Source organism: Exiguobacterium sp. HSB13 (assembly GCF_056764755.1).
The window spans coordinates 26812-48472 of record NZ_JBUZOM010000001.1; the positions used below are offsets into that span (position 1 = coordinate 26812).

Here is a 21661-nt window from a genome sequence, read left to right on the forward strand (position 1 = left end):
CGGCTTCCTTTTTTGATTACTGCTGTTGTTGTTGCATCATTTGTTGTTGCATTTGTTGTTGTTCTTGTTTATCTAAATCAAAAGCATCCTTGAAGTCTTTGTTTTCGATTTTGACATCGTATTCTTTCATGAGTGAACGGTAGATATCGTTCGGGTTGACTTGTGCTGCTTTTTCTTCAGCAAGTGCTTTTTTGATGCGTGATTTTTCTTTATCAAGTGTAAAGTCTTTCTTTTCTTTACGATCGACTACTTTGATGATGTGGTAACCGAACTGTGTTTTAATTGGATCGGAGATTTTACCTTCAACGCCATCCTTGAACGCATAATCTTCGAATTCCTGGACCATCTTACCTTTTGTGAAGTATCCGAGGTCTCCACCTTTTGTACCGCTACCTGTATCTGTTGATTTCTCTTTTGCAAGTTTCGCGAAGTCCGCGCCGTCATCCAATTGCTTTTTGATGTCTTTTGCTTCTGACTCTTTCGCGACGAGGATATGGCTTGCTTTAACTTCGACTTTTTCTTGGTCAAAACGCTCTTGGATTTCTTTATCTGTTACTTTTGATTTTGCAGATTTTGCTTCCGTTAAGAGCATTTGTGTGCGAAGAACTTTCTCGAATTCTTTTTCGTTCTTGATTCCAGCAGATTTCAATGTCGTACTGAACTGCTCTTTATCCGGGAACTGGTCTTTTGTCTTTTTGACTTCTGCTTCGACTTCTTTATCCGTGACTTCCTTGCCGTATTTCTTCTCGAGCAATTTGTTCATCGTTTGCTGGAAGGCGATTTGAGCACCAGCTTTTTCGTATGCTTCTTCTTGGACGTCAGCCTTGTTGACTTCGCCACCTTTGTAATTGATGACGGCTTCGTCATTTGATCCACATGCTGCTAACGTAAATACACTTGCGACTGCTGCTGCGCCTAACAATTTCTTTTTCATACATACACCCCTAATTTACCATTTATTTCAACCGTTTTATCATATCATATTCTCGTCTGGTTGACAGCTGTATCTTGTCATGCCAAGAGATACTTGCTCTTTTCCATGCTATCACATCCAAGTAGTTGGTTGAGGATAATTTTTATGGGAAATTGTGAGGGAAATAACGCTCTTGAGACATAGTAGTAATGTCCTTGTCATGAGGAAAAAAGACCTAAGAAAAAGCATTCTAGCTAGAGGCTAAAACGCTTTTGGTAAGGTTATGCTTTTTTGATTGAGTCCATGACTGGATCTTGAGGGCGACGATCTGCTTCTTCTGTGATCATCTTCGATGTCACAGCGAATATGTCCATGAAGCTGTCGCCATACAAGCGACGTACGATCGCAGAAATGTCCGTTAATTCCGGGAACTTCCCGTACAGTTCCTGAAGAGGAAGTGATGCACGGAAGACACCGTTTTCTTCAGGGCGGAACGCTTGAATCGTCTCAAGTAAGAGTGATTCGCCCTCTGGTGTCAACTGGACGTAGGTATTTCGTTTATCTGTTTCCTTTTTTGAGAACGTCAACAGTCCGCGGTCTTCTAACTTCTTCGAGAAGTTAAATGCCGTTGAGACGTGCATGACACCATACTTCGCAATTTCAGAAATCGATGCGCCACCTAGCGCGTGCGAAATCCACAAAATATGATGTTCATTGATGTTCAGATCAAAGGGCTTGATCCAATTTTGCCAATCTTTTTCTACCGTTTTCCATAGTGCTTTGCTTAACTGGACAATCTTGTGGCTATACAATAAAGCCTCTTGTCCAGGATATAACTTTTCGTGTTCCATATCTGACTCATCCTTTCGAAAGGTGACAATGGCTCAAACGCGCAAAATGCAAACTATACAAAAACAAATCGAAGCAACGGATCTTACTTTTGTGGAGAAAGCTGGTCTGCTTCCTGTTTCGCTTCATCAGCGAGAGACTGGATCTTCGTGAGCGATGCTTGGACTTCCGTTTGGTATTCCGAGACGCTCTGCATGACTTCTTCTTTGAAGTCCATACCAGACGCTTTTGCTGTCTCTACTAAGTTCTTGCCCTCCTGGGTCAAATCCTGCACATTCGTTACGATTGTAGAATAAGAATTTCGACGTTGATGACCGTTCGAAGAGTCGCTTTTCGTACCTTGGCGAAGCGCCTTCAGACCGTAAAAAGTCACAAGTGTTAGCGTAGCACCAAAAGCGACCCAGTTACGGGCGGGACGCTTCGACATATTGAACCTCCTTTTTAATATTAAAATATTTGTTTCATATTATTTTACCGAAAATCGAATGAAAGAAACCTATTTCGGCAATATTTTTCTAAGAATAGAAGAAAAAGAACAGACTTAGATGCGTGAAGCGATCGAGTTAGCGAGTTCAGCCAATTCCTCTGCCGTGTAATCGTCATTATGAACTTCCCATTTCGCGCCGAAACCATCTTGTTTATCGTGACGCGGAATGAGATGCAGGTGGAAGTGGGAGACCGATTGACCCGCTACTTTTCCTGTATTCGATAAGAGATTCATGCCAGCTGCCTCTGTCTCTTGTTGAAGTGCACGACTGATTTGCGGGATCGTCGCAAATACGTCTTGTGCTTGTTCAGGAGAGAGATCATACAAGTTATCGGCATGTTGTTTTGGGATGACGAGCGTATGTCCTTTTGTCACTTGTGACAAGTCTAGGAAAGCGAGAACTTGTTCGTTCTCGAATACGATATGACCAGGGACTTCTTTGCGAGCAATTTTACAGAAAATACATGACTCTTTTTGCATGGAACGTTCACTCCTTTGGGTAAGATAATATTAGTATACGGAAAGTTTCCGACTTCCGCACGATTGACAGTCAAATTGAACCCGATACACTTAGAAACATACAGCTACTGAAGGGAAGGAGCGAACTGCATGGCATCACGAGTAGCCTCAACGGCTCAAAAAAAACGAAAACGGCGTCTGCTCGTCGGTAGCGTCATCGTCGTTGGTCTTTTCTTATTAGTTGCCTTTTGGTTTGGGCGTAACATACAAGAAGCGGCGAAAATGGAGAAAACAGACGAGCGTCTTGCTGTCTTATTAAAGGAAAAGGATCAGCGTGGGTTCCAAAAGCTAGTCACGATGAGCGGTAAGTCACTATCGATGAGTGAAGCGACGCGACTCGTTAGTTGGTTGACGGCTGATGCAAAGCGGACGGACCGGGTCATTGCACAAGTCAAACAGGATCAAGACGCAGGTAAGCAAGTGAAAACACATCTGTTTTCGTTACAAGAAGAAGATGGATGGCTTTGGTATGATCGGTACTCTCTTGATGTGAATCCTCAGCGGTTAACCGTTTCGAGTGATCTACCGGGAACAAAGGTTTCGTTAGATGGAGAAGAAGTCGGAACGATTGATCAGAAATCCCTTGAAATCAATCGTTCTCCTGGAGAGTATGATGTTCAGGTAAGCGGGGAACAATCAGGACAGACCATCGAGGAATCAAAGACTATACAACTCGGAGATGAACCGAACGCGACAGCCGACTTTAAATTGGCTGATCGGTTCAATACGACCGTTTCGAACGAATATGCGGTCGATATCAAAACGTTGCTTGAGACGGAAGTAAAAGCCCGGACTGGAAAAAATATCGATACGATGACTAGTTATCTTGGACGTTCGCGTGATTCGTTTGAGAATACATTCGGAACGCCTGATTCAACGGTTGCCAATCGAGCGCGATACGATGGATATGAAGTGACCTATCAGTCGCGGCAGGTGGAAGAGTTGTTAATTCGATTGAATAAGACTCCGGATGAACTTGAAGCCATCGCTGGAAAACCAGAAGGAAAGAAGCAAGAACAAGTCGGTACGATTTGGGAATATCCGTCTAGTTTTCTTGAAGGTGTGTTCGAATGGTTAAATTTACGAGCAGAAAAACGAGTTGTCGAGCGAGAAGACGGCATGTGGTTACAATTAAAAGACTAAAAAAATCCTCGGACAGGATGTCCGAGGATTTTTGTTTATCGTTTATTAACCGCACGGAGAATGAACGATACGATAAGGATAAGAATGATAGCTCCGAGTAAAGCAGGAACGATTGCGAATCCAGCAACCATTGGACCCCAATTTCCGAATAATGCTTGACCGATCAATGCACCAACAAAACCAGCGATGATGTTACCGATGATACCACCCGGTACGTCTTTACCTAAAATCAAGCTTGCTAACCAACCAATAATACCACCAACGATTAATGCCCATAAGAATCCCATTTAAAACACTCCTTTTCAATTTAAAATATATGATTACTTGCGTACTGCCCGGAGAATAAGTGAAACGATGAAGATCAAGATGACTGCTCCGAGAATAGCCGGAATGACTGCAAATCCACCAATTTCTGGTCCCATTGAACCAAAGATCGCTTGACCAATCATCGAACCGACGAAACCAGCAATGATGTTACCGATGATGCCACCTGGCACATCTTTCCCAATGATAAGACTTGCAATCCAACCGATGAGACCACCAACGATTAATGCCCATAAGAATCCCATTTTTAAACAACTCCTCTACATATTAGTTTTACCTGTTTTCAGGTAGTTATAAACACGTGCGAAAATGAAAAAATCTGAAATCGTACATTCTTAAAATGACTAGACGATTAGACCACTTGATAAAGATTGAATGGACGATTCATTGATTTCACTTTCAATTTGCATGTAAATCGTTTTCATATATTGATGTAACGATTACACTTAGAGTAATTGCCGAAAAAACAAGTATTAAAACATTATATTTTAAAAAACTACGCATTAAGCTAGAAAAACGATGCAAACCTACTTTACGATGAGCCTAAAGGGAGTGGCAAACATGTTATTAGACATTAAAGGTTTATCAGGAGGATACGGGTCAAAAACCGTCCTTCATGACATTAATATTGAAGTGGATAGAGGTGAACTCGTTGGTTTAATTGGTTTAAACGGTGCCGGAAAATCAACGACAATCAAGCACATACTAGGTCTTTTACCAGTCAAGACGGGATCCGTTCGAATCAATGGATTGGATTTAGCGACGAATGAAACCGAGTATCGTCGTCAAGTCGCGTATATTCCGGAACAGCCGATGTTATATGAACAACTGACGTTACGGGAGCATCTTCGTCTGATGGCGCAAGGATATGACGTCGAAGAGACGATTGCGACAGAACGCGCGCAACATTACGCTGAAAGACTTCGAATGACGAAGCAACTAGAATGGTTTCCAAGTGTCTTCTCAAAAGGGATGAAGCAAAAAGCGATGATTTTATGTGCACTTGTCACGGGGAGTGAGCTATTAATCGTCGATGAACCATTCGTTGGGCTAGATCCGCTCGCGATTCGCGAGTTACTACAGATTTTTAGTGAACTCAAGCGGGACGGTAAAGGGATTTTAATGTCGACGCATATCCTTGAGACAGCCGAGCGTCACTGTAATCGATTCGTGCTCTTACATGAGGGGCACATTGCAGCGGAAGGAACGACAGCTGCTTTACGAGCCCGATATGGGCTGCAAGATGGAACGCTGGATGATCTCTACGTTGCCGCGATCGAGGAGGCGGAACGATGAACAGCCAGTCCTTATGGAAGGAACGATATCAGGCGGCGATGACGGAGACCGTGAAATATACAAGGTACATGGCGAATGGCGGACTGTTATTCACCGTTTACTTCGTTATTTTGTACGGTTTAGTCGTCTACGGTCGTTTCCTCGATCAACTCGATCCATCGTTTCCTGGTCGATATCTCATGGCAGCCTTATTTCTGATTTTACCGCTCTACCGGACAAGTCGGACGTTTCTCGTCGAAGCGGATCAAGTGTTTCTATTACCGGTATTAGCGAAGTTATCAAGTTTCATGCAACAAGTACGAGCGTACAATGCGGTCTTTGGGATCATTCGTGCCATAATTCCGTTTTTAGCAGTCGTTGTCCTTTATGTCCGAACGGAACAGACGACACCACTTGAACTTGTTTTACTTGGAGCAGCGCTTGCTTTGTTCGGAGCGGCTGCGAATTTATCAAAGCTTGAAGGTATCGCACATCGGACGGTATTACTGTATGCGTTTGGAGCGGCGCTACTCGTCATCATCGATATGGCGTGGATGACGATCGTCGTCGCACTTCTCTTAATGGTCGTACTCCATTTGAAGCGTCAGGACCATCTTCCTCTACGCGAATGGATTGCACTTGAGCAGGAATCGCGCGATCGATTTTATCGATTAGCGAATTGGTTCGTCGATGTTCCCCATTTGACAGCAACGTATAAACGGCGTCGTCTCTTAAGTAGCATGGTCGAGCGGATTCCACATCGAGCGCAAACGACATTCGATTACTTGTATGTCAAACAGTTCATCCGGAGTGGAGACGGGATCGGATTGATTGTTCGTTTGACATTAATCGGGGCTGTGTTCATGTGGTTAGCAAATGGCAACGAGTTGTTCGTTGCGCTTGCAATCCCTGCGTTTGCAGGACTGACAAGCTTTCAGCTAGCACCGTTCACGAAGGCAGTAGACCAACATCTATTGACTCGTCTATTACCGTTTGGAAATGCTGTACAGGCGAAACGGAAAATCATTCGTTTCGCAGCAATCAGTCAATGCATCGTCTTGACGCTACTCGGATTCTTTTTAAGTGGATCCCTCTATGTCGTTGGTGGTGCAGCCTTGGCGCTTGTAATTGGTGAATACTACGCTCGAAAATAATAATCAAGAAAGAGCCTACGCGATGAATTCATCGCGTAGGCTCTTGTTCGTTATCAATCATTAATTGACACGTTCGTTTGAGAGATCTTCTTCTTCGACCATACGTAATTCTTTGCTGACAGGAGCAGGGAGATCGTAAGAAGCTTGACCATGTTCTGCGACGTCAAGTCCACGCAGTTCATCTTCGCGTGTGATGCGAAGACCAATCGTGAGGTCGAGAACTTTTAAGAATGCGTAACTTAAGACGCTTACGATGACGACGGCAAAGACGACACCAAGTGCTTGAACACCGAGTTGCGTAAAACCGCCACCATAGAAGAGACCAGCTTGTCCGATTCCTGTGATTTCAACGAGTCGTGGTGAAGCGAAGAATCCAGTTGCGAGTGTACCCCAGATACCAGCGACACCATGAACGGAGAAGGCACATAGTGGATCATCTACACGGCTAGCGAGAAGAATACTCGTCCCATACGTGATCACACCAGCGAGGAAGCCGATGACGACAGCTGCCCACGGTTCAACGAAGGCACAGGCTGCTGTGATGGCAACGAGTGCAGCTAATACACCGTTGATGATCGACGGGATATCTGCGACACGACGGTGCCAGAATGAGATGGCAAGAGCACCGAGGGCACCTGCTGCAGTCGCCAGTAACGTCGTCAAGGCAACGTAACTAAAGAATCCATCTGCAATCGTTAGTGTCGAACCAGCGTTGAAGCCGAACCAACATAACCATAGGATGAAGGCACCGACTACAGAATAGATGACGTTGTGTCCGAGTAACGGTGTTTTTTCAGCACCGATTCGTTTCTTAAGCAGTAAAGCAGCAACAAGTGCAGCGATCCCACCTTGTAAGTGGACGACCGTTGACCCAGCGAAGTCTTGCATCCCGAGCGAACCAAGGAATCCACCTGCCCAAACGGAACGTGCGATGATCGGATAAATGATAGCAACGAAAAACGTTCCGAACAACAGGTAGACGGATAATTTAGCACGTTCTGCGAATCCGCCCCAAGCGATCGCGAGGGAGACAGCGACGAATGAGAGTTGGAAGAGGAATTTCACATCAATCGTGATGTTTGACCAATCAAGACTGCTGAATCCTCCTTGTAAGAAGAATCCTTCCGTTCCGATGATGGAATTGCCATCACCGAACGTCAATCCAAATCCGATTGCCCAAAAGGCGAGAGCGGCAACTGAGAAGCTGATGATTTGTTTGACGGCGACGTGACCCGCGTTCTTCGCTCGTAACATCCCTGTTTCTAGAAGTAAGAATCCGATTTGCATCGTAAAGACGAGTAGTGCTGCGAATAAGACATAAAACGTATCGACTGAGATAGCGAGTTGTTCCAGTTTCATTGTCGTTCCTCCTTTATCCATTTAAAGTATGTGTTTACTTTAGACGGAAATACTTTCGAAGAAACGTGTTGTGTCAGAAAATCTGACATGGTATTTTTGTGGAAAGGAGTGACGAAGATGAACTACCGTGAGAAAAAAGTGATGTCGATCGGAATCGTCTGTGAATTGACCGGCTTGTCAGAACGTCAGATTCGTTACTATGAGGAACGGAAGTTAATCTTTCCAGAACGGACAAATGGAAAGACACGAAAATATTCGTTTACGGATGTCGAGCGACTCGTCGAAGTCGCAGAAAAAATCGAGGATGGCTGGCGCACGCACGAAATTCGAGAAAAAGAACGCAAGGTAACGGAACAACAACGTTCTGACTTGATTCGTGGTCAGTTGAATGCTGCATTCGGTCTTTACAAGAAACAGTGAACATTTCATGAACTGGTAACAGAACTGTCATTTTGTAAACGATTTATTGGCACAGACTTCTTAATTTCAGATATAATGTTTCTGTGTTCACAAACTTATCGTACGTTTTTTTGGGGCGTTAGAACGAGTATAAAGGGGTAGTTATGATGAAGAAATTCAATGATACGTTTTTGCGGGCGATCCGTGGCGAGCAGATTGATCACGTTCCCGTCTGGTACATGCGACAAGCAGGTCGTTATCAAGCGGAATATCGTGAAATCAAGAAGACGCGGACGCTTTTCGAGATCACACATGACTCGGAACTAGGCGCATATGTGACAGAACTACCTGTAAAACAATTAGGGGTCGATGCAGCGATTCTGTATAAAGACATCATGACGCCACTTCCATCGATGGGCGTTGACGTCGAAATCAAGAGTGGTATCGGTCCAGTCATTGCGAATCCGATTCGCACGATGGCAGATGTAGAAGCACTGCAACCTTTCAACCGTGAAGATATTCCATATATCTATGAAACGATTCGTTTGTTACGGGAACGACTCGAAGTACCGTTGATTGGTTTTTCCGGGGCACCATTCACGCTTGCGAGCTATATGATTGAAGGTGGTCCTTCGAAGGGATACCATAAAACGAAAGCATTGATGTATGGACAACCTGAGGTATGGCATGCCTTAATGGAGAAACTAGGTGACATGGTCATCGATTACATCAAATCACAAGTGGATGCAGGAATCCAAGCGTTCCAAATCTTTGATTCATGGGTCGGAACGACAAGCCGGAAAGATTATGTCCGTTACATCAAGCCAACGATGGAACGCATTTTCACAGAATTAAAAGATACAGGCGTGCCGATGATCATGTTCGGTGTAGGAGCGAGTCACTTGGCAGAGGAATGGCACAGTTTACCGTTAGACGTCGTCGGACTTGATTGGCGTTTGTCGATCGACGAAGCACGTGAGCGTGGACTGACGAAACCTGTCCAAGGAAACCTCGACCCGTCTTATCTGTTAGCACCATGGGATATCCTTGAAGCAAAAACGAAGGAAATTCTCGATATGGGAATGAAGCAACCAGGATTTATCTTTAACCTCGGTCACGGCATCTTCCCGGAAGTTGATCCAGAAGTATTGAAACGTTTGACTGCATTTATCCATGATTATTCGAAAGAAAAAATGGAGGTAGGAAAATGAAGACGTTAGGACTACTTGTTATGGCGTACGGTACGCCATATAAACCAGAAGATATCGAGCGTTATTATACGCACATTCGTCGCGGACGCAAACCGTCTCCAGAAGCATTGGCAGAGTTAACGGAACGTTACGAAGCCATCGGTGGTGTCTCACCACTCGCACAAGTCACGATTGATCAGGCTGAAGAGCTACACCGTCAACTGTCTGAGAAATATGCTGGTGAAATCGAGTTCAAACTCTATCTTGGTCTGAAACACATCGAGCCATTCGTTGAGGATGCTGTCGAGCAAATGGCAAAAGACGGCATTACGGAAGCGGTCACGGTCGTTTTAGCACCTCACTATTCGACGTTCAGTATCCGTTCGTACAATGGTCGTGCGAAGGAAGTCGCGGACCAACACGGTATTCGTCTCGCATCCGTCGAATCGTGGTACAAAGAAGAAGCGTTTCTCGATTGGTGGGGGAAAGAAATCCGCAAGACGTTCGACGCTTTACCAGTACCTGAAGAAAAAGCCGTTCTCGTCGTTTCAGCACACAGTCTGCCTGAGAAAATCATCGCAAACGGTGATCCATACCCAGAGCAATTGAAAGAAACAGCCGAATTGATCGCACAACGTGCAGGTGTACCGCACATGATCACAGGCTGGCAATCGGCTGGACAAACGCCAGAACCATGGCTTGGACCAGATGTTCAGGATTTGACGCGTGATGTCTACGAAGAAAAAGGATACGAAGCATTCGTCTACGTACCCGTTGGTTTCGTTGCCGATCACTTAGAAGTACTGTTCGATAATGATTACGAGTGTAAAGTCGTCTGTGACGAACTCGGAATCCATTATGCGCGACCTGTCATGCCAAATGCGGATCCAGCTTTCATGAAGGCTGTCACGGAAGCCGTCGCGAAACAGGTGGGTAGTTATGTCCAGTAAACGTCTCGTCATCGTGGGCGGTGGTATATCAGGACTTGCAGCCGCCTATTATGCAGAGAAACAGTTTCCGGAAATGAATATCACGTTACTCGAGGCAGAAGGTCGTCTCGGTGGTAAGGTGGCGACATATCGGGACGAAGGATTGACGATCGAGCGTGGACCGGATTCATACGTCGCTCGGAAACACGTGCTGACGGATCTCATCGAAGAGATCGGATTAGGGGAACAACTCGTTCGCAATAACACGTCGCAAGCGTATATCTTGGATGTGCGCGGTCTCCACCCGATTCCAAAAGGTGCCGTCATGGGTATCCCGACCGATTTAGAGTTATTCGCAGAGACATCTCTGTTGACGGAAGAAGAAAAAGCAGAGGTTTCAGAACGCTTGCTTCATCCTGCTCCTGATTTGACGATTCCGGAAACAGACATTCCATTAGGGGAATACCTGCGTCCGCGTCTTGGAGATGCGCTCGTCGAGAAATTGATCGAACCGCTTCTTTCAGGCATCTATGCGGGTGATATCGACCGTATGAGTACGTTCGCGACCTATCCGCAATTTGTTGCGAATGAACAAAAGGCAGGAAGTTTGTTCGAAGGCATGCGTCTCATGCGTCCGCTTGACCAACAACAAGGTCCGATGCTCAAAGCGACAGGTCAATTCCTATCACTTGCTACTGGACTCGAGTCTCTCGTCGAGCGTTTAGAAGAGGTGCTCGAACGGACAGAGATTCGTCTTGAGACACCGCTTCGCTCCATTGAACGGGAAGAAGACGGGCGATATCGTCTCGAAACGGATCATGGTCCAGAATATGCCGATGATATTTTGTTGACGATTCCGCATCGCCAAGTCGTGTCCCTGTTACCAGATGCGACGCTTCCAGGGCTTGCGAACCTTTCAACACACTCGACGGCGACGGTCACGTTGATTTTCGATAAGGAAACGGCGTTACCGATTGATGGAACGGGATTCATCGTCAACCGTCGGGCGCCGTATTCAATTACAGCATGCACGGCGATTGATCAAAAGTGGAATCATGCAGCACCGAATCATACCGTGCTTCGTGCCTTCATCGGACGCCCCGGAAAAGATGCACTCGTTCGTGAATCAGACGAAGTGATTGAACGCGTCGTCTTAGAAGATCTTGAAAACATCTGTGGTCGTCCCTTGCAACCGGAACGTGTCGTCATCAGTCGTCTCTTAGACGGCTTACCGGCCTATACGGTAGGACATGCACAGCGGATTCAAGAAGTGCGAGAAATCGTCGCTTCTCACTATCCGCACATTCATTTAGCCGGACTCGCCTATGATGGTGTTGGATTGCCAGACTGTGTAGCGGGTGTCAAAGCGACGCTTGAACAAATGGCGTTACAACAACCGGAACCTTGTCCAGAATCATGACACACTTAAACCTTTTTGAAGCTAGCAGCGCTTCAAAAAGGTTTTTTTGTCTTCAGAAGAATGACACGGAAGGAAACGGGAATAAGAGACAGAGGAATCAAAATCGAAGAATACCGTTGAAGCGGGAGGGAATCGTATGGTGGAAGTATGGAGTACGTTCACGATCATCATCGTCTACGGATTGCTTATCATGAATATCTTGGCTGTCCTGACGGTTATTTTTCTCGAGCGGCGCGATATTGGTGCGACGTGGGCATGGGTATTCATCTTGTATTTCGTTCCGCTCGTTGGATTTCTCGTCTATCTGTTTTTCGGAAGACTGTTGAAAAAAACGAATTTTTATCGTGTCACGGATGAAGAACAACTGGAACAGGATAGACGGATTGCCTTACAGAAAAAAGAACTTGTAACGATGGGACGGCACCCGATGATTCAAAAGCATCGGGATATGATTCGGATGAACCTGATGTCGAACGGTTCGTTACTCAGTCTCTCCAATCAACTGCAGATTCTTTCGGATGGCGAGCAGAAGTTCAATCGGATGATTCAAGATATTCGCCAGGCTGAGCATGAAGTGAATATCCAGTACTACATCATTCAGAAAGACCGCCTCGGGTTAGCGTTGATCGATACATTAACCGATTGTGCCCGTCGAGGAATCAAAGTCCGTCTCTTGTATGATGCTGTCGGATCACGAAGTCTCAAACGGACGGATTTTAAGGATTTACTCGCACACGGAGGAGAAGTGTTTGCCTTTTTCCCGTCGACGATTGGATTCGTTAATTTTCGATTGAACAACCGCAATCACCGTAAATCTTGTATCATCGACGGTCGAATCGGCTATATTGGTGGCTTCAACGTTGGTACGGAATATCTCGGGATCGATGAAAAGTTCGGCTACTGGCGAGATACACATTTTCGCTTGGAAGGTGACGTCGTTCATGATCAACTCGACCGCTTTATTCTCGACTGGAACCAAGCAAGTGACGTCTATACGGAAAAATCTTTATTTTACTATGGAACGCATAGGATTCAGGATATATTACCGATGCAAATCGTCACATCGGGTCCGGATTCCCGTTCAGAGTATTTGAAGCTTGCCTTGATCAAGATGATCAACGAAGCAAAACGAACGATTTATATCCAATCGCCTTATTTCATTCCAGACACGAGTTATTTAGATGCATGTAAGGCAGCCCTTCTGTCCGGAGTGGAAGTCCGCATCATGATTCCGAACAAACCGGACCACCCATTTGTTTACTGGGCAACGACTGCTGCTGTAGGAGAGTTGTTATCGTACGGAGCTAAAGTCTACACGTATGAACCTGGATTTTTACACGCAAAGACAATCGTTGTTGATGGCGAGATTGCTTCAGTCGGGACGACGAATATCGATGCGCGAAGTTTTCGGTTGAACTTCGAAATGAATACGATTGTCTATGATCAGGCAGTAGCGATTGAACTAGAACGTCTTTTCCTCGCTGATTGTGAGGTATCAAAGCTCATGACGGTCGAGTCGTATGCTGCGCGTTCAAGAACAATCAAATTCAAGGAAAGTATTTCGCGTTTGTTGTCCCCGATTTTGTAAACCGCGTTTACGACCAGTCAAAATGTGAAAAATGGTATAGTGGTATGGAAATAGAAAAAGAGGAGAGTGAAGACGATGGCAAATCCAATCAAACTACTCGTATCAGACATGGACGGAACCGTTCTTTCGGGCAAGCAACGAATTGAACCGGAAACGATTCAGGCAATTGAAGCAGCACGCGAACAAGGTGTCGAGTTTGCAATCGCAACAGGACGTAACTACTTAAATGCAAAGGAATTAACGGATGCAGCAGGAATTCACTGTCCGATCATCGCGTCAAACGGAGCACGTGTGCTGACCGTCGATGGAGAAGAGTTAAGTGCGACGACATTGACGACGGAACAAGCGCAACAAATTTACGGCATCATCAGTCAATATGAAGTTTTCTTTGAGATGTTCTGTGATCAAGGACTCGTGACAGCACAGGGGGCGACAATCGACGCAGCTTATGATTCGCTGAAAGAGTTGAGTGAAGAAAGTGATCGGGCGAAACAAGTGCTTGATTTCTTCCACGATCGTTATTATGTCCACGAAGACGTCAAGATGATTGATGGATTCCGGTCGTACATCCGTAACCAAGCGGGGCAAGTATTTAAATTCATCTCATTCTCGTTTGATCAAGAATTAATGAAAAAGATCTGGCAGGAAATCGAGCAGAAGGTCGACGGTGTCTATGTCACGTCGTCAGGACACGATAATATCGAAGTCATGGCTGTTGGTGCCGATAAAGGTACTGCAGTTAAAATCCTCGCCGACCACCTTGGTGTTCCGATTGAACAGGTCGCCGTCATCGGTGATAACCTGAATGATCTTCCAATGTTTAAAGTTGCCGGCAAGGCGATTGCAATGGGGAATGGTCACGATGAGGCAAAAGCGATTGCCCACCATGTGACGAAAACTAACGATGAGCACGGCGTCGGATATGCGATTCAGCAGTTGGCGTCCCGCGCTTGGTAAGGGGGACGTTTCATGTTTAAGGCATTCAAGGAGTTCGCTTTTCGCGGAAATGTGATCGACTTAGCGGTCGGGGTCATTCTTGGTGCTGCCTTCAGTGGGATCATCAAATCACTTGTCGACAGTGTCTTCATGCCCTTGATCGGAATCATCATCGGTGGTATTGATGTCAAAGGCTTGTCAGTCATGGTCGGAAACGCGGAGTTACAGTATGGTCAGTTTCTTCAAGCAAGTATTGAATTCTTGTTGATCGCATTTGCTCTGTTCCTCTTCGTCAAGGGCATCACTTCGTTCCGAAAGAAAGAAGAAGTCGTCGAAGAAGAGGCAGCGCCAACGACAGAAGAAAAATTACTGACAGAAATTCGGGACGCCTTGGTTCGTCAGAATGAGTCATCAACTAAAAACTGATATATACCAAAAGCCTGTCTCACATTAGATGTGAAACAGGCTTTTTTGGCTCATAAAATTTCGAGTAACGCATTTTCAGAGCAGACTTGTAACGATAGCTGTTTTTTCATTCCTTGATCAAATGAAATTTCTAACACGTCGTCAACCAAGTGTAAAACGGTTCCGGGACCAAATGCCGTATGGGAGACGCGCATGTTCTCAGTGATCGGTAATGGAGGAACACTAGCTCGCGCTGCAACAGCAGGGCGCTGGCGCTCTACTTTTCGTTTTGCAGCGTTAGGCGTGACAAGACGATGAACGTCTTCGACGAATGGCGAGACATCAAACGATTTTGATTTAAATCGATAGGACAGGAGATGCAATTCGTGTCGCGCCCGTGTCATTCCAACGTAAAACAAGCGCGCTGCTTCTTCCATATCATCGAGTTGTCCATTCTTATAAGCTTTGATCGTATCAGCTGACGGTAGAATCCCTGCGACGAGATCGATCATGAAGACACGATCGAATTCGAGTCCTTTCGCACTGTGGAAGGTCGAGAGGGTGACCGCATTTTGATTTTTATTTTGTTTCGCATCACGCATTAACTGTTCAAGATGCGATATTCGTTCGCGAAAGGCAAGTAACGTCGGTACATCGCTTGCGATATTATCGATCGTATTCAATGTTTCGAGCAGATGATCGAGGCTAAAACCAAGACTCTCACTCATTTTCCGTAAATTCTTTTCGTATCCTAATTCATGACGAATGAGGGAAAGCGCAGCAGACGGACGAACGGTCTGAATGGAAGCAAACGTCCGTTTCATTTGCTGGAGTTGTTTCTTTTGATAGAACTTCATCTCAATTTTATTTATAAGCAGATCAAACAAAGACTCACCCGTACCGAACTGCTGCAATTGAGCCAGTTGCGCTTTTGAGATATACCCGGCGAATTTCGTATGGATGGTTGCTAGAATCTCGATATCTGTTGGATCTTGTGCGAATGTCATGAAATTTAAAATATCCTTCAAAATCCAATGACTGAAGAATTTATGATCAACATCCTTAATGTAGAAAGGGATATTTGCTTGATCTAACGCATTCATGACGTTGATGGAAGAAGCGTTGTTGCGATATAAGATGGCTACTTCACGATAATTTGTCTCTGTCCGTAACTGATTCAACAGATAGCGGGTCTGATCTTCATAAGTCGGTAGCGTCTCTAAGATGATTGGACGAACAGCAGCGTTCTCCGTGAACATCTGTTTCGGATAGCGTGCTTTATTGCGCTGAATGAATTGGTTCGCGACGGATACGATGTCTTGAGACGAACGATAATTTTGCTCCATATAAAGAATCGTCGCATTCGGATACGTATCCTTGAAATGAAGGATCTTCGAAGCATCTGCACCACGCCAACTGTACAGTGTTTGGTCATCATCCGCGACGACACATAGACGGTTGTGTGGTAAGGCTAACTTCTCGACCAATTGATGCTGGACGAGTGACGTATCCTGACTCTCATCCGTTAAAATATAGTCAAAGCGTCGCTGATAATGTTGCAACAGGCGACGGTCTTGCTCCAAAATCGTATTTGCATACGTCAACATATCATCAAAGTCGAGTAACGGATGTAAGGGATCACGCGACTTGAATTGTTCATATGCCACATAGATATCAGGGAAATGTTTGATCGTCGTCGGTACTGCCTTGATTTCCTTTAAAGACAGGAGACGGTTCTTGACGAAGGAAATCATCCGTAATAACTCATCCATCTGATCATCAGTAATGACACTCCGATTCATTTCCTGGAAAATACGCCGGAGTAACATGCGTTTATGTGGCGCATTCGGATGTTGTTGATCCATCGGTCCTTCGATGATCGTATAGGAGAGACGTTGCTGGGATGTATGATCCCGAACGACTTGAAATGCAAAACTATGGATCGTTGAAAAAGCTGCCGTTGTTCCGATTAGCTCATGGAATAAGTGATAAAATCGATCCGCCATCTCACGCGCTGCCGCTTTACTGAAGGTCAGCCCTAAAATACGATGTGGTTCGATCTTTTTTTGTAAAATCAAATAGGCAATCTTAAAATTAAGCGTCGTTGTTTTTCCAGAGCCGGGTGAGGCGAGTAACAGCAACGGACCATGGTCATGTTCGATTGCCTGTTGTTGAACAGGATTCAGTTGAATGCCGGTCAATCGCTCCATCTGTTCGAAAAAATCTTCATGCATGATACAGTTCACCTCGAGCGTATTAATTTCGCGTCCAATAATCGAACTTTCCCTAGTGTATCATTTTTAGTGTCAGGAGTGGATTACGGAAAGAAGAACCGTGGAATAAAGAGACAAGAACCTATTGGATGTTATGTAAGACGAGTACCCTAAAAGACTAGGCAAATGGACACAAAAACATTAAAATGGGAATAGATGTAAGAGAGTACTCTCTTGTCCTGTACAAAGAGGGAAGGCGGAATGAGAATGTCTGTAGTGAAATTACACATGTATACGAATGAACATTATGAACAATGTGATGCGTTCATTCTTCCAGAAGAACAAGTCCAGTTTACTTCTTTTCCGACGGATGTCGTCACAGATGCAGTTGCCCATCCAGATAAATTCCCGGTCGTCATCAAAAAAGACGATCTCGTCGTCGGATTTTTTATTCTCCATCTCAATCCCCCTAAAACACATCGAACACATGAACAAAGTGTCCTGTTACGTGCCTTTTCCATTGATGTACGCCATCAACACCAAGGATACGCGAAAGAGGCAATGATGCAGTTGCCAGAGTTTGTCCATCATCATTTTCCAGAAGTCACAGCGATCACACTGGCAGTCAATAAGAAGAATATTGCTGCAAAATCATTGTATTTCAAGACGGGATACGTCGATACGTTACAGTCCGTCATGGGTCCGATTGGGGAGCAACACATCCTTGCATTTGATTTAGAAAAAGAACTGCGATTGAAGCATTGAATTAAAAAAGCATTTTCCTGATTCTATTCAGGAAAATGCTTTTTGTTCATTTAAGATAAATCAAAAATGGATAGATGGGCAGTCGCTTCACCAGAGAAGGCGATCCCACGACTGGATGCTTTCGGGAAGATGCGTCCAGATGCAACGGCTTCTCCATCGTTCAGGAAAAGTTCAAATGAAGAACGATCTACGAACAAACGTAATGTATGCAAGTCTTTTGTAAGGACAGTCGACCGCGATGTACCAAATGTTTCAGCAGGGACTTCCGCGCCTGAACGGCTTCGATCGATCGTAAATTGACGTGATACAGCATCGTAGTGGAATACCGTCTCTTCTGTAGCATCTTGACGAATCGAGAAGCGGAACGAGTCGGACGACAGCTTCAAGTCTGTCATCATGAGTTCGAAAATCTCGGCTTCCGCAATCGTCACATCTTGCTCGAAAAGAATCGTTTCGTCAAACAGTGTCTCTTTTCGTAGCTGTGTCAGTTCACGGACAGGTCGTTGACGAAGTTGTCCCTGTTCGATCGTTAATTCACGTGGCAATGTCAAAGCATGTGCCCAGTTATAGATGTCAGAAGGATAACTAATATCCGGTAACCCCATCCAACCAACAAGAATCCGTCGACCATCTGCCGCTTCAGTTGTTTGTGGCGCGTAGAAGTCAAATCCGAAATCGAGTTCTTGGAATGATTCGTGTGTGAATGTTAAGTCGGGTAAAGCTAACGGTTCACCGATGAAATAACCGGACTGGAAGATATTTTGATAGTTCGTACCATCCGGTTCAATCCCTTGAGGACTAAAGAGGAGAACACCTTTTCCATCGAGTTCAAAATAATCAGGACATTCCCACATATAACCGAATGTTGGATTGTTCGTCTGTAATTCACCGAGGAATGTCCAGTGCTCTGCATCTTGAGACTGATAGATGACAGTACAACCCGTCAAGTCACTACGCTGCGCACCAATGATGCAGTACCAGCTGCCCGATGCATCTTGGAAGACTTTCGGATCACGAAAATGTTCCGTATATCCTTCAGGAACGCTTGGAATAGCAGGTGGTAAATGTTTTTCGATTCGTCCGTCGGAGCGAAGATGTCCGACGATTTGACTCGTATGGCGATTCCAATCGGCATCCCGTTTATTGCCGGTATACATGATGTGCACTTGATTATTTTTAATGAAGCCACTACCGGAATAAGCACCATGCGAATCGGGATCGTCATTCGGAATCAAGGCAGCTCCTTCATCGAACCAATGTACCAGATCTTTTGATGTCATGTGATACCAGTACTTCAGCCCATGAACAGGTCCGAGGGGGAACCATTGATAGAATAAATGATAGAGACCGTCGTGATAGACGAAGCCGTTCGGATCATTCAAAAGTCCGGTCGGAGGTTGAATATGGTAAGAAAATCGCCAAGGAGATGTTCGAACTTCTTCCTTCATCGCTTGGTAGACGCTCGGATCGACATCCGAGAGGGGACGGTATCGTGCTTCACGTGTCCATTGATTCATGTTGACAGCTCCTCGTTGAAAAATTATACGCTTCTCGTTCACCTTACGGAGGAGAGCTGCGCTTGTCAATCCTCCGTCCTGAATGGTCAATGAACGGACATACATCCTCTGCCGTTTTGCTTCGAACGATAGAGCGCTAAATCAGCGCGATGCATGACTTGTTCGAGTGATTCTCCTGTCACCTGTTCGGCGACTCCGATACTCATCCCGATGTGGACGGTTTGTTCTTCTAAGTGATACGGCATCGAGACGTGAGCGATCCATTGTTCACCTAAGTATCGTGCTTCTGTTAAGGATTGAGTCGTCAAGACGATGATGAACTCATCGCCGCCCAGACGAGCCACGAATCCACCCGGTGGAAGTAATTGTTCGAGACGTTGACTGACCTCAATCAGCAGGAGATCACCTAGGGCGTGACCATACGTATCATTGACTGCTTTAAAGCCGTCCAAATCAAGGCAAAGATAGATAGAATGCGTTTCTGCAGGCAATTGTTCGATGTATTGAGCGAGACCGTTGCGGTTCGCGAGACCCGTCAGGCTGTCGCGTTGTGACAAGCGTTCAAACGTCAGTTTCTCTTGTTCGGTATGTAGCAAGCGATGAATCAGTCGTTGTAAGGCATCCGTCAGTGTCTCGATTTCTCGGATTCCACGATGATTCGGGAGTGATTTTGAGGGATCATCCTGCATCTGTTGGGCGGCATGTGTGATTTTTAATAATGGTCGTGTCAATAACTTCGCTAACATCCATCCGAGTACGGCTGTAATGAGAGAGGCAATCAATCCGGCGATAAAAATCGTTTGACGTAAAGCGGAGGCATCAGCGAAGGCAATCGAAGTCGGTTGACGCACGAGAACCGTCCAACCTAATCCATCGTAATCCTTGTAACCTCGGCTTGTACTTTGACCAGAGACGAATTCTTTCCCTTGCCAGGAAGCGGTCGCAGAAGCATTCGACATCAGCGTTACGCTATCGGGTAATGTTTTACCGCTCCATCCGTTTGGTCCAAGCAAAATCGTCTTTCGATCTTGACTAATGATGAACACATCGACTTGTTGGAGAGAGGAAGTAGCACTCTGAAAGCTTTGTTCAATCGCTTTTGCCCATTCGAAACTGAGATGTGTTGCGAGGACACCAGAAAATCGACCCTGATCATATAAAGGTGTACTAATATCGACGAATTGGAGTGGCTCACCGCTTGGGTTTGGCAATAATTTTGCGAGTAGGACAGCTTCATGGACATCCCCGATGAATGGTTGTGATAAGGCTTGTTGGAAGACAGGGCGTTCCTTGATCGACGTTCCTTCGAGAATCTGGTTCGTTGACGCAACGACTTTACCTTCCGCATCTAAGCGACCAATCCAAGAAAAGTCAGGAATCTGTCGTTGTAACTCTTCGAGTGTCTGCCGTGTTTCTGCTTTTTGTTCTGTTTGTTGGATTGTTGATAAGGAACCTAGCAATTTTACTTCGGCATAACGTGACCACATGTAATGATCAAGCTTATCAGATAGTTGGTGAGCGGTCGTTGACAGATTCATCCCGACTTCCGATTGGAGTCGGTTTGTTGCATGTTGACTAATGAAAAAAGTTAATCCGAGCGTCATGCTAAAAAATAGCAGGGAAATCAATCCTGCCAATAAAACATCAAAGCGAAGTGAGGGTCTGGACATTGTGTGATACTCCATTCATGCATTTTCATTTGTTTTTACTTACATCATACACGTAGACGTCTACGAGTTGTTCACGATTCGAGAGACTCGTTCGCACGTAGTGGAAATCGTGTTTTTCCCAAAAGCGTAGGGCCCTTAAATTATCAGGTAAAACTGCGAGATGAATGTAAGATTCCTGACTTAGGAATTGATCACAAAAAGCGGATAGTAACCGACTGCTAGTTCCCGTTCCGTGCTGAGAAGCATCCAATAAGAATAGACCGATCCAAGGTGTACCGTCTTTCGGATGCTTCGGTAGGTAGTCAATCAGTAAGACAGGTTCTCCGTCCACATACCCAATCAGCGATACGGTATCTGGATTTAAATACTCTTCCTGTAAGGTCGAATCAGAGAGTGGAAGCACTCGTTCTTCTAAGAGCGCATATTCAGGAACGCTCGCATACAACGATTGAATGATCGGAAAATGTTCGCGTGTCACTTCTTTAAAAATAATCATCTAGCGGCTCCATTCTTTAGTTATTTTTCGCACGGAACTAATCGTATTGAGGAGTTTCATTTGGAATCGGATTACATATTTGTAAGGAATGGAACTTTTCCTTTAAAATC

The 21661-nt window shown here is 45.2% G+C and carries 21 protein-coding genes and 1 pseudogene; 11 read left to right on the forward strand and 11 right to left on the reverse strand.

The features are described 5' to 3' along the window. Positions 1-16 precede the first annotated feature (16 nt). The 4 genes and pseudogenes from ACZGCQ_RS00210 to ACZGCQ_RS00225 form a co-directional block, all read right to left on the reverse strand. The gene (locus ACZGCQ_RS00210) at positions 17-934 is read right to left on the reverse strand and encodes a peptidylprolyl isomerase (protein ID WP_029340934.1); all 918 of its coding nucleotides are present in this window, start codon (positions 932-934) and stop codon (positions 17-19) included. A gap of 260 nt (positions 935-1194) precedes the next feature. Next, entirely contained in the window at positions 1195-1764 is a 570-nt protein-coding gene (locus tag ACZGCQ_RS00215) for an HTH-type transcriptional regulator Hpr (RefSeq protein WP_481265049.1), read from the reverse strand. 83 nt (positions 1765-1847) lie between these two features. Continuing rightward, positions 1848-2189 (reverse strand): hypothetical protein, encoded by a 342-nt coding sequence (locus tag ACZGCQ_RS00220; RefSeq protein ID WP_290779639.1) that lies wholly within the window; start codon positions 2187-2189, stop codon positions 1848-1850. 114 nt (positions 2190-2303) lie between these two features. Next, a pseudogene (locus tag ACZGCQ_RS00225) lies at positions 2304-2732 on the reverse strand (HIT family protein); the annotation flags it as partial. A 126-nt stretch (positions 2733-2858) separates the two neighbouring features. Between ACZGCQ_RS00225 and ACZGCQ_RS00230 the strand changes: the two are divergent. Next, positions 2859-3911: a TcaA second domain-containing protein gene (locus ACZGCQ_RS00230; RefSeq protein WP_481265050.1), complete on the forward strand. Its 1053-nt coding sequence runs from the start codon at positions 2859-2861 to the stop codon at positions 3909-3911. A gap of 35 nt (positions 3912-3946) precedes the next feature. On the opposite strand, the gene ACZGCQ_RS00235 is transcribed toward ACZGCQ_RS00230, so the two are convergent. Beyond that, a complete protein-coding gene (locus ACZGCQ_RS00235; RefSeq protein WP_023467348.1) occupies positions 3947-4198 on the reverse strand; it encodes a GlsB/YeaQ/YmgE family stress response membrane protein in 252 nt (83 codons plus the stop codon). Positions 4199-4231: 33 nt separating this feature from the next. Then, on the reverse strand, positions 4232-4480 hold the full coding sequence (locus ACZGCQ_RS00240; RefSeq protein ID WP_481265051.1) for a GlsB/YeaQ/YmgE family stress response membrane protein: 249 nt from the start codon (positions 4478-4480) through the stop codon (positions 4232-4234). 316 nt (positions 4481-4796) lie between these two features. On the opposite strand from ACZGCQ_RS00240, the gene ACZGCQ_RS00245 reads away from it, so the two are divergent. Together ACZGCQ_RS00245 and ACZGCQ_RS00250 are read left to right on the forward strand one after the other, a co-directional pair. After that, the gene (locus ACZGCQ_RS00245; protein ID WP_350464659.1) at positions 4797-5531 is read left to right on the forward strand and encodes an ABC transporter ATP-binding protein; all 735 of its coding nucleotides are present in this window, start codon (positions 4797-4799) and stop codon (positions 5529-5531) included. Next, positions 5528-6664, forward strand: coding sequence for an ABC transporter permease (locus ACZGCQ_RS00250; protein WP_047396237.1), 1137 nt, complete (start codon positions 5528-5530; stop codon positions 6662-6664). Before ACZGCQ_RS00245 ends, ACZGCQ_RS00250 begins: the two co-directional genes overlap by 4 nt. Positions 6665-6724: 60 nt before the next feature. Here ACZGCQ_RS00250 and ACZGCQ_RS00255 read toward each other — a convergent pair whose 3' ends face one another. Next, positions 6725-8023: an ammonium transporter gene (locus ACZGCQ_RS00255; protein ID WP_050677708.1), complete on the reverse strand. Its 1299-nt coding sequence runs from the start codon at positions 8021-8023 to the stop codon at positions 6725-6727. Positions 8024-8140: 117 nt separating this feature from the next. Here ACZGCQ_RS00255 and ACZGCQ_RS00260 point away from each other — a divergent pair, with 117 nt between their 5' ends. From ACZGCQ_RS00260 to mscL, 7 genes are all read left to right on the forward strand, one after another. After that, a complete protein-coding gene (locus ACZGCQ_RS00260; protein WP_023467353.1) occupies positions 8141-8443 on the forward strand; it encodes a MerR family transcriptional regulator in 303 nt (100 codons plus the stop codon). Positions 8444-8586: 143 nt separating this feature from the next. Then, entirely contained in the window at positions 8587-9633 is a 1047-nt protein-coding gene (gene hemE / locus ACZGCQ_RS00265; RefSeq protein WP_023467354.1) for a uroporphyrinogen decarboxylase, read from the forward strand. Further along, positions 9630-10562, forward strand: coding sequence for a ferrochelatase (hemH, locus tag ACZGCQ_RS00270; protein WP_023467355.1), 933 nt, complete (start codon positions 9630-9632; stop codon positions 10560-10562). The genes hemE and hemH overlap by 4 nt, the downstream gene beginning before the upstream one ends. Beyond that, complete coding sequence (hemG, locus tag ACZGCQ_RS00275) at positions 10552-11961, forward strand: protoporphyrinogen oxidase (protein ID WP_481265052.1); 1410 nt, start codon at positions 10552-10554, stop codon at positions 11959-11961. The genes hemH and hemG overlap by 11 nt, the downstream gene beginning before the upstream one ends. A 136-nt stretch (positions 11962-12097) precedes the next feature. Then, on the forward strand, positions 12098-13549 hold the full coding sequence (gene cls, locus ACZGCQ_RS00280) for a cardiolipin synthase (protein WP_035398470.1): 1452 nt from the start codon (positions 12098-12100) through the stop codon (positions 13547-13549). A gap of 75 nt (positions 13550-13624) precedes the next feature. Continuing rightward, positions 13625-14506, forward strand: coding sequence for a Cof-type HAD-IIB family hydrolase (locus ACZGCQ_RS00285; RefSeq protein ID WP_481265053.1), 882 nt, complete (start codon positions 13625-13627; stop codon positions 14504-14506). A 12-nt stretch (positions 14507-14518) separates the two neighbouring features. Further along, positions 14519-14911 (forward strand): large-conductance mechanosensitive channel protein MscL, encoded by a 393-nt coding sequence (gene mscL, locus ACZGCQ_RS00290; protein WP_029340945.1) that lies wholly within the window; start codon positions 14519-14521, stop codon positions 14909-14911. A gap of 50 nt (positions 14912-14961) precedes the next feature. On the opposite strand, the gene ACZGCQ_RS00295 is transcribed toward mscL, so the two are convergent. After that, the gene (locus ACZGCQ_RS00295) at positions 14962-17124 is read right to left on the reverse strand and encodes an ATP-dependent helicase (protein WP_481265054.1); all 2163 of its coding nucleotides are present in this window, start codon (positions 17122-17124) and stop codon (positions 14962-14964) included. Positions 17125-17370: 246 nt separating this feature from the next. On the opposite strand from ACZGCQ_RS00295, the gene ACZGCQ_RS00300 reads away from it, so the two are divergent. Then, positions 17371-17868 carry a GNAT family N-acetyltransferase gene (locus ACZGCQ_RS00300; protein WP_481265055.1) on the forward strand — a complete coding sequence of 166 codons (498 nt, stop codon included), beginning with the start codon at positions 17371-17373 and terminating at the stop codon, positions 17866-17868. Positions 17869-17918: 50 nt separating this feature from the next. On the opposite strand, the gene ACZGCQ_RS00305 is transcribed toward ACZGCQ_RS00300, so the two are convergent. From ACZGCQ_RS00305 to ACZGCQ_RS00315, 3 genes are all read right to left on the reverse strand, one after another. Further along, positions 17919-19385, reverse strand: coding sequence for a glycoside hydrolase family 32 protein (locus ACZGCQ_RS00305; protein ID WP_481265056.1), 1467 nt, complete (start codon positions 19383-19385; stop codon positions 17919-17921). Positions 19386-19471: 86 nt separating this feature from the next. Continuing rightward, positions 19472-20989 (reverse strand): sensor domain-containing diguanylate cyclase, encoded by a 1518-nt coding sequence (locus ACZGCQ_RS00310; RefSeq protein ID WP_481265057.1) that lies wholly within the window; start codon positions 20987-20989, stop codon positions 19472-19474. Positions 20990-21080: 91 nt separating this feature from the next. Continuing rightward, positions 21081-21551 (reverse strand): GNAT family N-acetyltransferase, encoded by a 471-nt coding sequence (locus ACZGCQ_RS00315; RefSeq protein WP_290779696.1) that lies wholly within the window; start codon positions 21549-21551, stop codon positions 21081-21083. Between the last annotated feature and the right edge of the window lie 110 nt (positions 21552-21661).

Excerpts from the sequence above, each read along its gene's own strand:
- ACZGCQ_RS00315 (WP_290779696.1), bottom strand. The coding sequence starts at position 21,551 with ATGATTATTTTTAAAGAAGTGACACGCGAACATTTTCCGATCATTCAA.
- ACZGCQ_RS00300 (WP_481265055.1), top strand. The coding sequence starts at position 17,371 with ATGTCTGTAGTGAAATTACACATGTATACGAATGAACATTATGAACAA.
- hemG (WP_481265052.1), top strand. The coding sequence starts at position 10,552 with ATGTCCAGTAAACGTCTCGTCATCGTGGGCGGTGGTATATCAGGACTT.
- ACZGCQ_RS00240 (WP_481265051.1), bottom strand. The coding sequence starts at position 4,480 with ATGGGATTCTTATGGGCATTAATCGTTGGTGGTCTCATCGGTTGGATT.
- ACZGCQ_RS00255 (WP_050677708.1), bottom strand. The coding sequence starts at position 8,023 with ATGAAACTGGAACAACTCGCTATCTCAGTCGATACGTTTTATGTCTTA.
- ACZGCQ_RS00245 (WP_350464659.1), top strand. The coding sequence starts at position 4,797 with ATGTTATTAGACATTAAAGGTTTATCAGGAGGATACGGGTCAAAAACC.
- ACZGCQ_RS00305 (WP_481265056.1), bottom strand. The coding sequence starts at position 19,385 with ATGAATCAATGGACACGTGAAGCACGATACCGTCCCCTCTCGGATGTC.
- cls (WP_035398470.1), top strand. The coding sequence starts at position 12,098 with ATGGTGGAAGTATGGAGTACGTTCACGATCATCATCGTCTACGGATTG.
- ACZGCQ_RS00250 (WP_047396237.1), top strand. The coding sequence starts at position 5,528 with ATGAACAGCCAGTCCTTATGGAAGGAACGATATCAGGCGGCGATGACG.
- hemH (WP_023467355.1), top strand. The coding sequence starts at position 9,630 with ATGAAGACGTTAGGACTACTTGTTATGGCGTACGGTACGCCATATAAA.
- ACZGCQ_RS00295 (WP_481265054.1), bottom strand. The coding sequence starts at position 17,124 with ATGCATGAAGATTTTTTCGAACAGATGGAGCGATTGACCGGCATTCAA.
- ACZGCQ_RS00230 (WP_481265050.1), top strand. The coding sequence starts at position 2,859 with ATGGCATCACGAGTAGCCTCAACGGCTCAAAAAAAACGAAAACGGCGT.
- ACZGCQ_RS00310 (WP_481265057.1), bottom strand. The coding sequence starts at position 20,989 with ATGACGCTCGGATTAACTTTTTTCATTAGTCAACATGCAACAAACCGA.
- mscL (WP_029340945.1), top strand. The coding sequence starts at position 14,519 with ATGTTTAAGGCATTCAAGGAGTTCGCTTTTCGCGGAAATGTGATCGAC.
- hemE (WP_023467354.1), top strand. The coding sequence starts at position 8,587 with ATGATGAAGAAATTCAATGATACGTTTTTGCGGGCGATCCGTGGCGAG.
- ACZGCQ_RS00220 (WP_290779639.1), bottom strand. The coding sequence starts at position 2,189 with ATGTCGAAGCGTCCCGCCCGTAACTGGGTCGCTTTTGGTGCTACGCTA.
- ACZGCQ_RS00260 (WP_023467353.1), top strand. The coding sequence starts at position 8,141 with ATGAACTACCGTGAGAAAAAAGTGATGTCGATCGGAATCGTCTGTGAA.
- ACZGCQ_RS00235 (WP_023467348.1), bottom strand. The coding sequence starts at position 4,198 with ATGGGATTCTTATGGGCATTAATCGTTGGTGGTATTATTGGTTGGTTA.
- ACZGCQ_RS00210 (WP_029340934.1), bottom strand. The coding sequence starts at position 934 with ATGAAAAAGAAATTGTTAGGCGCAGCAGCAGTCGCAAGTGTATTTACG.
- ACZGCQ_RS00215 (WP_481265049.1), bottom strand. The coding sequence starts at position 1,764 with ATGGAACACGAAAAGTTATATCCTGGACAAGAGGCTTTATTGTATAGC.
- ACZGCQ_RS00285 (WP_481265053.1), top strand. The coding sequence starts at position 13,625 with ATGGCAAATCCAATCAAACTACTCGTATCAGACATGGACGGAACCGTT.